This window comes from Kitasatospora aureofaciens, assembly GCF_001188955.3.
GTDB classification, from domain to species: Bacteria; Actinomycetota; Actinomycetes; order Streptomycetales; family Streptomycetaceae; genus Kitasatospora; species Kitasatospora aureofaciens.
This window is the reverse complement of the sequence record NZ_JPRF03000043.1, coordinates 88,184-102,793: the sequence shown is the minus strand read 5'-3', so window position 1 is coordinate 102,793 and position 14,610 is coordinate 88,184. Positions and strand designations below refer to the sequence as shown.

The 14,610-nt window shown below is 70.1% G+C and carries 13 protein-coding genes and 1 pseudogene; 4 read left to right on the top strand and 10 right to left on the bottom strand.

Features of this window, described 5'->3' with window-relative positions:
- Positions 1-320: 320 nt before the first annotated feature.
- Positions 321-1,547, bottom strand: coding sequence for a S53 family peptidase (locus HS99_RS26690; protein WP_046387339.1), 1,227 nt, complete (start codon positions 1,545-1,547; stop codon positions 321-323).
- Between the two features lie 1,025 nt (positions 1,548-2,572).
- Between HS99_RS26690 and HS99_RS45250 the strand changes: the two genes are divergently transcribed.
- Positions 2,573-2,734: a hypothetical protein gene (locus HS99_RS45250; protein WP_157846648.1), complete on the top strand. Its 162-nt coding sequence runs from the start codon at positions 2,573-2,575 to the stop codon at positions 2,732-2,734.
- Positions 2,735-3,232: 498 nt separating this feature from the next.
- Here the strand turns inward: HS99_RS45250 and HS99_RS26680 are convergent, their stop codons facing one another.
- Positions 3,233-3,823: a hypothetical protein gene (locus HS99_RS26680; RefSeq protein ID WP_232543287.1), complete on the bottom strand. Its 591-nt coding sequence runs from the start codon at positions 3,821-3,823 to the stop codon at positions 3,233-3,235.
- Between the two features lie 297 nt (positions 3,824-4,120).
- Here HS99_RS26680 and HS99_RS26675 point away from each other — a divergent pair, with 297 nt between their 5' ends.
- A complete protein-coding gene (locus HS99_RS26675; protein ID WP_030554685.1) occupies positions 4,121-4,774 on the top strand; it encodes an RICIN domain-containing protein in 654 nt (217 codons plus the stop codon).
- A gap of 481 nt (positions 4,775-5,255) precedes the next feature.
- On the opposite strand, the gene HS99_RS26670 is transcribed toward HS99_RS26675, so the two are convergent.
- The 4 genes from HS99_RS26670 to HS99_RS26650 all read right to left on the bottom strand — a co-directional run bounded on the left by HS99_RS26670 (position 5,256) and on the right by HS99_RS26650 (position 9,726).
- Positions 5,256-5,666 carry an STAS domain-containing protein gene (locus HS99_RS26670; RefSeq protein ID WP_050366226.1) on the bottom strand — a complete coding sequence of 137 codons (411 nt, stop codon included), beginning with the start codon at positions 5,664-5,666 and terminating at the stop codon, positions 5,256-5,258.
- A 97-nt stretch (positions 5,667-5,763) separates the two neighbouring features.
- Complete coding sequence (locus HS99_RS26665) at positions 5,764-6,207, bottom strand: hypothetical protein (protein WP_030554689.1); 444 nt, start codon at positions 6,205-6,207, stop codon at positions 5,764-5,766.
- Between the two features lie 1,446 nt (positions 6,208-7,653).
- Positions 7,654-8,559: an NADP-dependent oxidoreductase gene (locus tag HS99_RS26655; RefSeq protein WP_030554692.1), complete on the bottom strand. Its 906-nt coding sequence runs from the start codon at positions 8,557-8,559 to the stop codon at positions 7,654-7,656.
- Between the two features lie 96 nt (positions 8,560-8,655).
- The gene (locus HS99_RS26650; RefSeq protein ID WP_030554693.1) at positions 8,656-9,726 is read right to left on the bottom strand and encodes an alkene reductase; all 1,071 of its coding nucleotides are present in this window, start codon (positions 9,724-9,726) and stop codon (positions 8,656-8,658) included.
- Positions 9,727-9,946: 220 nt separating this feature from the next.
- On the opposite strand from HS99_RS26650, the gene HS99_RS26645 reads away from it, so the two are divergent.
- A complete protein-coding gene (locus HS99_RS26645; protein ID WP_030554694.1) occupies positions 9,947-10,477 on the top strand; it encodes a MarR family winged helix-turn-helix transcriptional regulator in 531 nt (176 codons plus the stop codon).
- A gap of 1,042 nt (positions 10,478-11,519) precedes the next feature.
- Here HS99_RS26645 and HS99_RS26640 read toward each other — a convergent pair.
- The gene (locus HS99_RS26640) at positions 11,520-11,897 is read right to left on the bottom strand and encodes a hypothetical protein (protein WP_030554695.1); all 378 of its coding nucleotides are present in this window, start codon (positions 11,895-11,897) and stop codon (positions 11,520-11,522) included.
- 83 nt (positions 11,898-11,980) lie between these two features.
- Here HS99_RS26640 and HS99_RS26635 point away from each other — a divergent pair, with 83 nt between their 5' ends.
- Entirely contained in the window at positions 11,981-12,319 is a 339-nt protein-coding gene (locus HS99_RS26635; protein WP_030554697.1) for a cyclic-phosphate processing receiver domain-containing protein, read from the top strand.
- Positions 12,320-12,540: 221 nt separating this feature from the next.
- Here HS99_RS26635 and HS99_RS45245 read toward each other — a convergent pair whose 3' ends face one another.
- The 3 genes and pseudogenes from HS99_RS45245 to HS99_RS26625 all read right to left on the bottom strand — a co-directional run bounded on the left by HS99_RS45245 (position 12,541) and on the right by HS99_RS26625 (position 14,601).
- Positions 12,541-12,735 carry a hypothetical protein gene (locus HS99_RS45245; RefSeq protein WP_030554699.1) on the bottom strand — a complete coding sequence of 65 codons (195 nt, stop codon included), beginning with the start codon at positions 12,733-12,735 and terminating at the stop codon, positions 12,541-12,543.
- A 139-nt stretch (positions 12,736-12,874) separates the two neighbouring features.
- Positions 12,875-13,034: pseudogene (locus HS99_RS47010) on the bottom strand (threonine/serine dehydratase); the annotation flags it as partial.
- 112 nt (positions 13,035-13,146) lie between these two features.
- Positions 13,147-14,601: a lipase family alpha/beta hydrolase gene (locus HS99_RS26625; protein WP_030554701.1), complete on the bottom strand. Its 1,455-nt coding sequence runs from the start codon at positions 14,599-14,601 to the stop codon at positions 13,147-13,149.
- Between the last annotated feature and the right edge of the window lie 9 nt (positions 14,602-14,610).

The following is a 14,610-nucleotide window of genomic DNA, read 5'->3' as shown; positions in this document are numbered from 1 at the left end:
GCGGCCCACGGCCACCGATTGAGCTCGGGATGTCCACACGACACCCGATGATCGGCGGTGGCCGTCCTTGTCCGCGGACTCGTCCGCCCGGCGAGACCGCGATCGCCGACTGGAATGCCGGCAGTCTGCGCGTGCCGGAAGGGCTCTTCTGGGTATCCGGGGCGTGTGAGCGGTCGGCTGTCTCGGCGCGTTCGTTGCCAGGGCGGGCCGGGCAGCCGAGGCGGGCTGCAGGCGTCGTGTCTGACGCCTGCGGCCCGCCTCATCCGGCCGGTGAGCGGAGCGTGAGTGCGCGGCCCCGGTCACCGTCGAGCGTTTCCGGCTCAGCTTCCCGATCCGGTGGCGCCGTGCCATTCGTGCCGGGGGTCTCGCAGTCCGTCGACGCCGTCGGGGGTGCCGATGCCGGTGGGGGCGTCGTATCCCGGCATCGCGGAGAAGGCTCCGGCGCTGCCGGTGGTGATGTCGAAGAAGTCCCGCGGGCGGGCGTAGGGGTAGGAGTTGGGGAACGTACCGGGGGCGGGGTTGCCGGCCAGCGCGTACATGCTGGCGACCAGCGGGCTGGAGATGCTGGTGCCGAAGGTGGTGAGCCAGCCGATGCCGAAGACAGTGGGGACCGTGTCGTACACCGGGAAGTTGGTGGCGACCGCGGAGACGTCGACGGTGGTGCGGCTGTTGGGGCAGATGGTGTCGTGCTGGAAGGCGGGCTTCGGTTCGAAGAGAGAGCAGCCGCATCCGGTGCCCTCCCAGGCGCTTTCCGTCCAGCCGCGACGGTTGTGCGCGCGTGTCAGCGTGGTACCGCCTACCGCAGTGACATAAGGGGAGGAAGCGGGGTATTTCGGTACGCCTCCGGTGTCGCCCGAGGCGAAGGTGAAAGCGACGCCGGGGTGATTGAAGTGAAAGTCGAAGGCCCCTTCGAACGAGGCCTCGGGCAAGTCCCAGCTGTTGGAGATGAACTTCGCGCCTTGGGCGACGGCCTGGTCGACCCCGGCGAACAGGTCGCCCGGGACGGCGCTGTCGGTCTCGACGACCAGGATGTGGCAGTCCGGGCAGGCGGCGCTCACCGCGTCCACGTCGATGGACTCCTCCAACGACCAGCCTGGGTCGACGGTGGTCGGCAGGGTGCTGCCGCCGTTCTGGTTGACCACGCGCAGGCAGCCGTTTGCGGTGGTGCACGGGGGGAGGTGGAACTGGCGGCGGTAGACCGCCAGATCGCTCTCCAGGTTGGGGTCGTGGTAGGCGTCGGTGACCGCCACGGTCCGACCCCTGCCGTGCTGGCCGAACAGCTTGTAGGCACTGCGGATGTCAAACGGGCTGAGGCCGGGCGGGTTGGCACCCGGTGGGAGGGACGCGATGGGCGGCACGTCGGTGCGGATCACGGCTGTGCAGGCCGCCTGGAGAGGACCGGACGGCTGAGGGCAGACGCGCTCGAGGGTCGGCGGATGGTGGCCGGGGGGCGAGCCGTGGGCCTGAGCGGTCGCCGGCACGACGGCCAGGCCCACCAGGGCGAGGGCCGTGGCCAGCAGCGATCGGATCGGGCGGACACCGCGCATGACACTCCTCCGGGGCCGGACGGTGTCCCCTTCCGCTCGGGCAGGCTTCCGCCGCCGACACTCGGGTTCGCGGCCTCACCCGTCCCGTCGCGGCGTCACCACCGGTCCGCACCACCCGTCACGGCGACCGCCGCGCGCCCCACTGTCAGCGCGCGAACACCCCCAGCAGCCTGAGCACCACCTGACCACCCGTCGGACGGCGTACCGAATCCACCCGTACAGCAGAATGCACCTCGCGCCACGCACGACGGCAGAGCCGGATGGCTGATGCCTGCTCAGAAGTGCAGTTGAACCAATCTGCGGCTGCGACGGGGTGATGGAGTGCCACCTTGCCCCTGACCGCTCGACCCACAAGGTCAAGATCTACAGCTGGAGTACTAAGCGAGCGGGTCTGGCCAATACCTGAGTATCGGGAAAGTCAAAGAGCCCTATCAAGCCGGCCGCTGTTCCTCGGACACGACGGGCACAGGCGGGCAGGGACGGCCTGGAGCGCGTCTCGGCGGGCGCTGGGCCCGGCCGGTCTCAGCGCCAGTCGAGCCCGAGCGCACGAACTGGTCGAGCTGCTCGCCAGCCAGCTTCGCCCGACGGCTGTTGGTGTTGGAGATCCACAACCCGAGCTTCACCTCCACCGTGCCGCCGTCACCGTCCGGGATCTCCTCGACGTGCTGGCGCGGCACAGTCACCGATCCGGTGCGCTCCCGGTACTTGGGCGAGCGCGGCCACGCCCCGGTCGAAGGAACTCGGCTTCCCAGCGCCGGCCTTCTTCCTCGGCGCCGCCTCCTCGGCTGGGACCGCCAGCGGTTCGACGCCGAGCGCGGCCAGGCGCTCGCGCTGCCCGTCCAACGGCCCCTGCCACACGATGTGCTGACGCTGCCTCTCCGGCCACCGCCCCACGTTCAGCCCGTGGATCGTCATCCCCGGCAGCAGATCACCGAGCTGCGCCCGGCTGTCTAGGCAGTCGGTGTAGTGGCGCTGCCAGTCCAGCGGCCACGCCCGCAGTGTCTTGCCAGGCCCACCGAGATTGGATGCGGACCCTCGCTTGCGTCGACTGCGGCCAGGTCCCGAAGGAGGAGAGCACCTACGAGTACGAGCTCGGCGGCCAGTGGACCCTCCGCCCCGGCGGCCGCTGCTGGACTGCCATCAGGAATACGAGGAGCGACTGGAACGGGAGGCCGAAGAGCAGCTGAAGGCAACCTGAGAGGCGAACGCCGCGCTGCGCCCGTGCTGGACGTGCCGGGGCTCGATCGGCGGGAAGAAGGGCTCGCTGCTGGAGCTGACCGAGTGTGCGACATCCCGCGAGTTCCCCTGAGTCCCGCTGAGCCACCGAGGCCGTGGCCAGGAGTTCCTACGCCACCCGACCCGAAGATCAAATCAGCATGATGGACCTCTCCGGCCCTCCTGGCTCGGCATGGACACGCCGAGGGGATCTCTTCTTGACCGATTCCGCGGTTGGACGCAACAGTTCGCGGCGCCCGTCCCGTGTATTCGGGCGAGGGTGCGCGTCGCACCGGAACCCCCAGAGAACAGCGAGGCCGCATGTCACCGGAGTTGGAGCTCGGCCACCGCACGGATGCCACCGCCGCCCCATACTCGGCTGGCTGACCTACCGCCACATCCACCTGCCGGGATCCGGCACCGGCCGCCGTCGAGAACTTCGACGGCGGCCGGTGCCGCCAGGATCAGGCTCACCCGGACCACCGCGTCGTCTTCGTTGCCAGCCTGCCGCGCAGGGCCGAGGAGACGCGTGGGATCTCGCCGGTCGCCGTCGCCAGGGCGTAGGCGGTCGTGGAGCGGACCTCGGGGTCGGGGTCGTCGAGAAGCGGGAGCAGGAGGGGCAGGTCGTCCGTGACCGCTTGACGGGCGACCTGGATCGTCCAGTCCACCGGGCACATCGTGCTGCCCTCGACCCTCAGCGGCTCCTGGGCGACCTGGAGCAGGCCTTCGCGCGATCCGTCCCCCATGTGCTGGCATCGACCGATCTCGGCGACCAGGTGAAGCGTTTGCGCGCCGAGCCCGGGGTGCCCGGTCGTTGCGATCCGGAGCAGGAACGGCACCGCCAGTGCTCCCACCGCGATCGTGCCGCCCTGGTGGTGAAGATTCGCCCAGAGCTGCCGCAGGGCCCTGTCAGCGGCTTCGGCGTCCCCGGACGCGAGCATGGCGAGCAGGCCGGCGATCTCCTCGCCCGAGCCGTAGAAGTTCCGGAACCGCCGCCAGGGGACGCGGGTGCTCCACGCGAAGCTCCACCCCGCGAAGAGCCGGAAGGTGCGACATGTCAACCAGATGTGCCGTGGAATGGGCCTGGAAGTGGTGTTGTCTGGACCTGCTGTCGGGGATCTGGGTGTGCTGCCGTGTCGGTGGTTCAGTCGCTGTGGCTTGGTGGGCGCACCATCGGCCCGCCCGCCGGTTGTTCGTACTGCGCGCTCAGGGAAATGCTTCCCACGCCCCCCGAAGGGACGATCCCCCTCAGGTAGCGCCGAGTACACACTGCACATGAACGATCGCTGACAGTGCCGCCAGGCTGTCCAGGGCGGCTTCCACTGTCCCCGACCACGTACATTGCAGGAGGTCTTCTCGTGCGTATCCACCGCGCCCTGGGCGCCGTCAGCACAGCCGCCGGGTCGTCCGACGCCGCCGCCATCCCCGAACACGCCGGAGCGCAGGGCACGCCCACGACTCCCGCCCCTGCTGCGGCCGGGCGTCCACGACACGGCATCATCGTGACGCGCCTGGCCGTCCTGCTCGGCCTGATGACCGCGCTGCTCGGCACGTCGGTCGAGCCCGCGAGCGCCGCGCCGGGCGACCTGATCAGCCCGATCACCATCGTCAACTCCGCCACCAGCGGCCACCTTCTCCCCTGGGGATTCGGCGACGACCACGACGACAACATCTGGATGGTCGCCGCGAACAGCGCCACCCGCGGCGACCAGTGGACGCTCGAGGAGCTGCAGGGCGGCTACTACCTCATCCGAAACAACGCCACCGGCAAGTGCCTCAAGCCCGCCCCCTTCACCTACTTCGGCAAGACGTACGTGACCCAGGCCAGCTGCAACGACAGCTTCGAGTTCCAGTGGGAGCTGGCACACTCGGTGTTCACCAACCTGTACAAGATCGTCAACCGCTCCACGCGACAGGCCATGACGCCGTACCAGAACCTGCCCGACCAGGTCGTGGTGCTGGACACCAACAGCAACGACGCCAAGAACTGGTGGTCCCTGGCCAGCATCTGACCAGGCGACGCCGAGCAGGACCCGTGGGGCAGCAGCCAGGACCAGGCCCGGCTACTGCCCCACACTCCGCGCCACCCCCCCGACCGCCCCGATGCCAATGGTTCCCCGACCCAACCTCGCACAGCGCCCCCGCACAACCCTCCCGAGGCCCGGCCGATCACGTCGTGTGGAGCCCTGCCGTGGCTACCCGGCGCTGCCCGAGCGGGTAGTGGAGGCCTGGATCACCGTGACGCTGGCAGACGGCACCGTGCGCCGCGAGCAGTGGCGGCGGCACCCTGGACGGCCCGGCCAACCGCACCGGCCTTGGGTGACGACCCGGCGTTCCGGCCCGGCGCGTGGCTGCGCAAGCAGGACGAGGCGCGCATGGACGGGAAGCTGACCCGAGCAGCAGAGCGCTCTCCTGGACGCTCTGCACGCTGGCTGAACGACCGGCGGCACGCACGGATGGGGGCACGTCCGGGCGGGCTCGAAGCAAATATGTTCATGGCCGGTTCCGCCGATGGGGTCGGTCGCCGTGCAGGGCCGCGTAGACGCTGTCACGGATGGTGAACACTTCGTCGGTGCCGGTGACTTCGAGGAGTCGGCGGACCTGGGGTGGGAGGGCCGTCAGAACGAGGAGGGTGCCGGTCAGGGCCGCGTCCTGGAGGGTCTGGAGGAGGGCGTTCGGGCCGGAGGAGTCGCAGAAGCTGACGGCGGCCATATCGACGATCAGCTGGTGCGGGCGCTGGTTGACGGCCCGCGCGAGGGCGTTTTCCAGCTTGGGCCGCTGGACCTGGTCGATCTCGCCTGCGAGGCGGCAGACGACGGTTTCCCCGGTCGACAGCGTGGTGATCCGCAGGCTCGGGCCGATGATGTCGCTGTCGTCTGCAGGGATGATGCGTTTGGCGGACATGAGCGGGCTCCCTCCCCATGAGGAGAAGCTGTCCGCCTTCGAGTTTGCCTCGTTGCCCGCCTCGAAACCATCCCCGCACGTTGCCGGAGCCGACCGCTCAAACCGACCCCGACAACGCCTCGTGTGTGACCGAAACACCGGCCGCTAAACGCCGGCTTCTGCTCCGGGCGCGCAGGACGCCGAGCGTCACCGGGCCGGCTCGGCCCCACCAGTTCGCGGCGATGTTCTCCCGGCGCCGCCGCTCTTCCTCCGCCGCGGTGCACGCCGCCGCCTCGTCGAGTTCGACCAGGGTGTTCAGCGCGGCCGCGGCAGCCTCCGCTGCCGGCACCACCTGGCCGATCGCCTCCAGCGTGCCCTCGCGGTCGCCCTCGTTCCACCACTGCAGGGCCAGCGCGGCCAGCCGGCCGGTCTCGGTGTGCTTCGCGAGCACCACCTCCGGCAGCGAACTCAGCGAACTCAGCGAACCCAGCGAACCCAGCGCACCCTCGCCCAGGTGCGTGCTCCCGCACGGGTCGCCGGGCGGCTGGTCAACGGGCGCCATGGTGCCCGGCCTCGGGGACCAGGAGGAGGAGAGACTCAGCGCCGATCTCGATCACAAGGCCCACAGCTTGTCGCGGCCACCCGGACCAGTCGACATCATTGCTCCGAATGCGGCGTGTCGCCTAGTTACAACACGGCGTGCCTGCCTGGAGACTTCCGCCCCGCCGAAAATCCCCACCACACACGAGCCGCCGCCACGCCAACAGCGCGCTACGCCTGGAACTCCGTGCTGCGCACTCCGTAGGCCGAGGCGTTCGCCGGCCGGAACGGGCTGTTCCCGACCCCCGCCAGGTCCACCCAGGCTGGGCTGCGTCGGACCACCCCGAGGAGCTTGCCCAGGGCGTCCTTGTCCTTTCACAGCTCCTGCGCCGTGCTGATGATCAGCGCCTCGAGGCGCTCCGACTCGCTCACGCAGTTTCCCTTCCAGGTCGTTGGGCGAATGGAGCCCTATCCTCCGGTGATCGACTCCGAAGGCCACGTTTCTGTGCCCTCCGGTCGTGGGGTGACCCGCTTTGGGAGCTGGACCCGGTTAGGCTGCCCCAGCACCTGCCGGGCCCGAGACACCCCCGGGTCGAGCGCCCTCCGCGGCGGACCGCCTATCCGCGCTCACGCCGACCGGACAGCCCGGTCACAGCGCGAGCACACACACAGGGCAAGGTACGGCGGGTACCAGCGCGAGCCTGGCGCGAACGGCTGCCACGGGTGCTTGACCATGCTCGCGGTATCGATCCCGCAGGCCGTCACCAGCCCCGGAGTCCCCGGCATGTCCGGGACAGGGTAGGCCACATGCACGACCAGGAGGCCAGGCTGCGCCGGCAACCTTACGGTCGACATGGGCGACCACCTCGGCAGCCCGTCCACCATCACTGCGACAACCGAGCGGAGCCACCCGGAACCGCGGATCCTGGTGGGCGGCCAGGCAGTCATCACACGAACCGCCGTGCGCTGAGCCTGACGCCGTTGCCGCCCCGCCCTCCATCTGCGTTTCCACCAGGCGTACGCGGCCGCCATCCGCCGGGCCTGGACCAGCACCGAACCGACTGGACCTCACCGCAAGCCGGCGTCGCGTTGGCGCGGGGTCGTCCCGGGGGCCCGCTTCTGTTCCGAGTTCAGGCCTGCTTGTGCGCGGCCACGACCAGGAGCGGTGGCCTGACGAGGTGTTCGGCCAGGTCTGGTCGGCGGGTGACCTGGGCGGGGGTGGGCTGGGGTTCATCCAGCGCTGCCGTTCCACTTCTGGCCGAGGACCTGGAACCCGGCGGTGAGGTCCGCGCCGGCCGCCAGTGGTGCGGGCGTGGGGATGGTGGCGAGTTCCATCGCGTCCAGCCTCCCGTCGTGCCGGTCCGGCTCGTTGTGCCTCTGGGTGGGGCCGTGGCTGGCTGAGGCTCGGGTGCCGGTTGCGGTCCCGGGCCGTCTCGTCCGACGACGCGAGGCGGAGGCACATGGGGGGTCAGGGCAGGAGGACGGCCTTGCCGTGGTTGCGGTGGGCTTCGAGGTCGGCGTGGGCCTGGGCGGTCTCGGCCAGGGGATAGGTGCGCCAGATCGGCACGGTGAGCCGGCCCTCGGCGACCAGGTGGACCAGCTCCGGCAGGGCGTCTGTGCCCTGGTCGGTGGTGCCGGCGCTGAAGCGCACGCCGTGCTGCTGGGCGGACATGTCGGCGATGGTGATGACCTTGGCCGCGTCGCCGGTCAGGGCGACGGAGTCGGCGAGCACGCCGGCGCCGGAGGCGTCGAACACGTAGTCCACGCCGCCCGGAGCGGCGGCCGTCACCCGCTCGGCCCAGCCGTCGCCGTAGCGGACGGCGGTGGCTCCGAGGGCGGTGACGCGCTCGATGTCCTTTTCGCTGACGGTGCCGATGACGGTGATGCCGCGGGCGGCGGCCAGCTGCACCGCGATGAAGCCGACGCTGCCGGCGGCGCCGTGGACGAGCAGGGTCTGCCCCGCCTGCACGCCCAGCTGTCCGAGGACGCGGTGCGCGGTCTGGCCGACCGTGACCAGGGAGGCGGCGACCTCCCACGACAGGGCCTCGGGTTTGGCCACCGGCCGCTCGATCAGGGCGTACTCGCTGTAGCTGCCGCCGACCGTGGCGCCGAGAACCTCGTCCCCCACCGCCGCGCCGGCGCCCTCGCCGACGGCGTCGACGACACCGGCCGCGTCCAGGCCCGGGATCATCGGGAAGCGGGCCGGGGCGACCTTGGCCATCAGGCCGGAGCGGATCTTCATGTCGAGCGGGTTCACGGAGGCGGCTCGCACCCGGATCCGGACCTGGCCAGGTCCCGGCTGAGGCAGGGCGACCTCGGACAGCTGGAGCACCTCGGGCGCGCCGTACTCGGAGAAGGTGATAGCAGTGGACATCGGAAACTCCCAGGTGAAGACGGGTGGAGGCGGGAAGGTCACACGCTCTGGATCACTGTGTGGCCGGGAAGGCGGCCGCGCGGGTGGCCACGCCGGTCAGGCGGTCAGGGTGGGGTAGTCGGTGTAGCCGCGGTGGTCGCCGCCGTAGAAGGTGGCCGCGTCCGGGGTGTTGAACGGTCCGCCGGCGGCGAGGCGGGCCGGGAGGTCGGGGTTGGCCAGGAACAGCGCGCCGTAGGCGACCATGTCCGCGGTGCCGTCCTCGACCAGGGCCAGCGCGTCGGGGCCGGTGACCTCGGGGTAGGTGAAGGGGTTGAGGACGAACGTGCCGGGCCAGGCCTTGCGCAGTCGGGCGGTCAGGTCGCGGTCGGGGCCTTCCATGAGGTGCAGGTAGGCCAGGTCCAGGTCGGCGATCCGCTCCAGCAGCGCCTCGTAGACCTCGCCCGGCTGGGGCTCGGCGATGTCGTTGTAGGGGTTGCCGGGGGAGATCCGCAGGCCGACCCGGTCGCTGCCGATGGCCTCGGTGACGGCGGCGGTGACCTCGGCGGCGAAACGGATCCGGCCCTCGACATTGCCGCCCCAGGCGTCGGTGCGCAGGTTGGTGTTCGGGGCGAGGAACTGGTGGACCAGGTAGCCGTTGGCACCGTGGATCTCCACCCCGTCGAACCCGGCCTCGATGGCGTTACGGGCCGCGGCGGCGAAGTCGGCGATCGTCTGCTCGATTTCGGCCTCGCTCAGCTGCTGCGGGGTGACGTACTCCTTCGGGCCCTTGTGGGTGAACACCTGGCCCTTAGCGGTCACGGCCGACGGGCCGACCGGGACCAGGCCCTCGGGCAGCAGGCTGGGGTGGCCGATCCGGCCGGTGTGCATCAGCTGGGCGAAGATCACCCCGCCCTCGGCGTGCACGGCGTCGGTCACCGTCCGCCACGCCGCGACCTGGCCGGCCGTGTGCAGGCCGGGGGTGTCGGGGTAGCCCTGCCCGACCGGCGAGGGCTGGATGCCCTCGGTGACGATCAGCCCGGCACTGGCGCGCTGGGCGTAGTAGGTGGCCATCAGCTCGGTCGGCTCCGCGCCCGGCCCGTAGGCGCGGCTTCGGGTCATCGGCGCCATCGCGATGCGGCTGGCCAGACGGCGGCCGCCGACGACGATCGGATCGAAAGCAGTGGTCATGATCTCTTCCCTCGCTAGGAGTGGTGGGCGGTGGCCCCGACACATCCAACGTAGCAGATACCTGTTCGAACAAGTAAATACCTGAGAGCCACTTTCTGGCCGAGAGTGATGCAGGTCATGCCAGTTCACCAGGACAGTTACGATCAAAGGCGGAGAAGCCCCCTGGGCGGCAGGGGCGCGCGATAGCATTAGCTGCCCGATCAGGAAAGTTGAGGAAGAGATGACACAGTCCACCCCGGCGGCCGGGAAGGACCCTGCAGGAACAGGGCCGGAGGCGAGCGTCCCGGTCCCGGCCGCGGCCAGCGGCGGGCCCATCAGCCACGCGATCTTCCGCCTCGCCCGGCTCCACCGCATGTTCGCCGGACAACTCCTGCGCCGCATCGGCCTCCACCCGGGCCAGGAGCTGGTCATGATGCACCTGTGGGAACTCGGCCCCCAGCGCCAGACCGACCTCGTACGACTACTGGACTCCGACGCCGCCACCATGACCCGCACCATCCAGCGCCTGGAACAGGCCGGCTTCGTCCGCCGCCGCCCCTCACCCACCGACAAGCGCGCATCCCTCATCGAACCCACCGCCGCAAGCCACGCCCTGCGCCGCGAGGTCGAGCAGAGCTGGAGCCAGCTCGAGGACCTCGTCACCGCGGGTCTCTCGGCCGACGAGTGCACCGAGGCCCTTAGCACCCTGGAACGCCTGGAGCAGAACCTCGTCCAGGCCGCCGCCGACCCCACCTGCGCAGCCGAGAGGTAGCGGCTTTCTCTGCACCTGGTCGGCGTCACAGCACGTCAGAGCCGGTTGAGCAGCATCGCAGCCCTGTCACCTGACGGGCAGTGGGCATTCCTCCAGCCTGCTCCCGTCCTCGTCGGCCGACGGCTCCCGCATGGGGACTGGTGTCACGGTGTGTGGCTGCCGGGTGCGTACCGGCTCCGCGAAGCTCCGACATCGGTAGCGACGTAGGCGGTGGTGACCTCGGTGTAGCCGAGTGCTTTGGCGACGACCGGCGGTGGCGCGTGTTGGAGGTAGTGCCGGAGGGCTGTCACTCGGGCGGATCTGGGGGAGATGCCTGCCGCCTGTAGGTGTTCGCGGAGAGCGCCGGGGCTCATCGGCTGTCCGGCCTGGCGGCCGGGGAACAGCAAGTCGGCGCTCCGGGGACCGGGAACTGCGCGCCCACCGCGCCCAGCCCCAGCACGGCACCGCGCCACCCAGGGGCGGTCGTCTCGGGTCCGACCAGAGGTCCCGGGCCCACCGGGGAGCGTGGTCGTCCTGGTGCTCGCGGGCGAGTTGGGCGATCGCCAGGATCAGGCTCACCCGGACCACCGCGTCGTCTTCGTTCGCCAGCCTGAACCGCAGGGCCGAGGAGACGTGGGATCTCGTCGGTCGCCGCCGCCAGGACGTAGGCGGTCAGGGAGCGGACCTCGGGGTCGGAGCCGTCGAGAAGCGGGAGCAGGAGTGGCAGGTCGTCCGTGACCGCTTGACGGGCGGCCTGGATCGTCCAGTCCACCGGGCACATCGTGCTGCCCTCGACCATCAGCGGCTCCTCGGCGACATGGAGCAGGCCTTCGCGCGATCCGTCACCGATGTGCTGGCGCCGGCCGATCTCGGCGACCAGGTGAAGCGTTTGCGCGCGGAGCCCGGGGTTCCCGGTCGTCGCGATCCGGAGGAGGAACGGCACCGATCTGAGACTTGCAGGTCGGTGCCGTACCTCGTTCGAGTGAGTGTTGCTGGTGTGCTCCCGTCAGCTGGGCGGGAGCATCGTCCTGCCGAGGGGCAAAAGTGTCATGACGTCCGAAGCTCACTCCGGGTCGGGAAGGCGATGAAAGGCTCCGTCGAACTCTCCCGATGCAAGCAGCTTGGCGATCACGCTCACCATGCCTTGGATGCCGGGGCCTCGGACGATCAGCCCGTCCGAGCACGAGAAGTACCGCCCATCTGCGGTTTCTCCGGTGTCCTCCCACCCCTTCATCAGTCGGTCCACCTCGGCGAGGGTGAAGATCGTTGCACTCCAGCGAGAGCCGTCGGGGAGACGGACCTCGACATCCACGTTGCAGACTTCATCGAGCACCTCATCAGGGCTCGGGAGGAACAGTGCCTCGAATCCTTCGGCGCCGGCCCGGTAATAGGGGCCGTCCCATCCGGCGTCGGTCTGCAGTTGGCTCGTCGTGGTGGTCACAGCAGGAGCATCCCAGTCGTCCGGATGACCATCCAAGAGGCAGCCCCGCGGTTCTCGCGGGGCTTCACTGTGATGATGATCAGGTGAAAGAAGACCTGGCCGCACCGGCGCCCGTCGTCCTTGGCATAGACGACCTCCGTTCACTCCCCAGGGCTACGCGGATTGCCCGCACCAGCCGAGAAGGCATCCAGCTCCTGCAAGAGCACCGTGACAGCTTCATTGACGAACTCTGGCTCGACCACGATCTCGGCGGCGACGACACCATCATGCCCGTGGTGACCCTCATGGAAGAAGCCGCCTTCAACGGACGGCCCTTCCAGATCGGAACGGTCTTCGTTCACAGCGCCAACCCCATCGGTGCCGAAACCGTCGTCCGGTCACTCACACGCTGGAACTACCAAGTCCGGCGGGCAACGGCTTAGGGAACCCGACACCGGGTTGAGACCTCGGCATTCGACACGTTGTGAGGCTGCGATAGAAACCGCAGACCAGAGAAGCAGCGTCCGACACGAGCCGCGAGGCCCTACAGGCCGGCAAACAGGCCCGAGAGAGGCCCTGACGACCCCTCTGGCGGCCTGCCCCCCTCGCGGAGGTCGGGGCGCGACTGCTGCGCGCGACAGCAGCGCGGCGGGGGGCGACCCGCTCAGGCGGTGGAGCCGCCACCCTCCAGGCCCGCGCGCCGCCCGGTCGGCTGGATCGAGGAGTACGACGTCCAGCGCGGCACCTGGACTGCCCTGATCGACAGCAGCATCGTCGTCGACGCGCCAGCGGCGAACCCCTGCGCTGTCCCGGCGCGGACGCAGTCCTCGCCCTGCTGCGTCGGGCCCTGGGGGAACACCTCACCCGCTGGTAAAGCGTGCCCGGCCGCCGGGGCTGCGCGCCGTCCCACGCGCGATGGACAGTCCCAGCAGCGCGCGGCGCGCCTATGGACGCGACGCCGACCTGTGGTGCTGACCGGCCCGCCCCGCCGGGTTGGCGCATGGGGGAGGTGCGGCGGGCGCCGAGGGAGTCGGCGACGATCGAGTCCACCGTGACGTCGACCAGGTGACCAGCCTTGGTCGCGGCGTTGAGCGTGCGGCAGTTCTCCGGCTCCACCGCCACCGTGCGGATGCCGTGGTGCGGGGCGGCGGTGGCCACCCGACCCGGCCGCCGCGAACCCCGACGGCTACGCGGTGGGCGGGCGGATGCGTGCACGCGCAGCCCGGGGGACAGTCGGTGTCCCCCCGGCACGCAGTGGAAGCCGCGTTGTTCATTCGCCAACAATCGTCACGACATCGCGGCACACCATGTGCGGCCGCTCCGCCTCGACCTCGAGAATCCACGTGCCCGCAGCGCCGGTCACCTCGCCGACAAGGCCGCCGATACCGTCCGGTGCCAGCGTCACCGGGGCCTCGCCCGGCTGCCTGTTGTTCGTCAGCCGGGCCCGAACGGTGCGGCCGGAGGTACCGATCCCGCTGACTGTGATCTCGAATGGCTCGCCCGCAACAGCGAAGTCGGGTACAACCAGGCTGAACCCCTCCTCCCCGGCGAGCAGATCACGCCTCGGTTTTGCCCGGCGGATGGCATCCAGCTGATGTGCGAACGACTCGGCACCGGCCAGCGTGGTGTGGCGCTCACCGCCCCACACAGCGTCAGAGATATCGTCGAGCGCCCACTTAGCGAAGGCCGACTCCTCCGGCACGGTGCCGTCGCCGATCCACAGCTGTGAGTTGTCGAGCTGCGTCGGGAATTCCAGTGTCCCGTCCCTCCTGACGACGACCCCGTGCACAGTCGGGTGGGCCCTTCCGCCGAGGCAGTGCACCTTGTACGGGGGTGCGGCTTCGGTTGCCCGGTTGCGTTCCCATGCGCCGGCGAACTCCTCGTGGAACGCGAAGGCGTCGTTGACCAGCTCCGTCGGGAGGTTTCCCACGGGTACCTCGGTCAGGGGACGCCACCGGGTCCCGCCGTCCACCAGGGCCGCGGCGTACACGGGGAGCAGCTGGGCCACGGAGGGAAACGAGCGGGCGATGTCAGCGAGCGCAGGGTTGACGCGCGAGGCCAGTTGTGCGGCCTTGCGCTTGGGCCAGCCCTGGTCCTCGCTCGGTCCGATGCCGTTCCCGGTGAGGAACCGGATCGCCTTCGCGGCTCCCCGGTGCGGGGTTCCGATGGTGACCAGGGAACGCGCGAGGTCTCGGCCGTGCAGGTACTCCAGGTAGTAGCGGGCGATGAGGCCGCCCATGGAGTGGCAGATGAAGACGACCTTCGGCTCGTCGTCGTGCGCCTTCGGATGGAACCTTGGCGCGCGCTCCCGCCACTGCGCGAGCTCCCGCTCCACCCAGGTCTTGAGGCGTCGCGCGTTAAGTCGGTTGGAGAGCCGCCAGTCGTAGGTGAACACGGCGTACTGGTCCGGATGGAGGCCGCCCCTGGGGTCGTGACTCGCCGCCCGTTCGAGCAGGGACCGGACTTCCGGGTAGCCGTAGCTGGCGAGGAGTCCGGGCATGGCGTCGGGCCCCTTGACCAGCTCGTCGGCCTGCACGGCCCATGGTGAGTTCGGCTCCGGTTCGTCGTCGCCGATGCCGGGCGGAAGCTTGAAGGCCTCCACCGCCTTGGACGGGTGCCGGAGTTGGAGCACCGCCTGCCACGACTGGTGCCACACGTCCTTTCCGTCACGGGTGAGGCGGCTGCCGAGAATGCCCGGCAGGAAGACCACCAGATCATGCTCCATCGGGTTGTG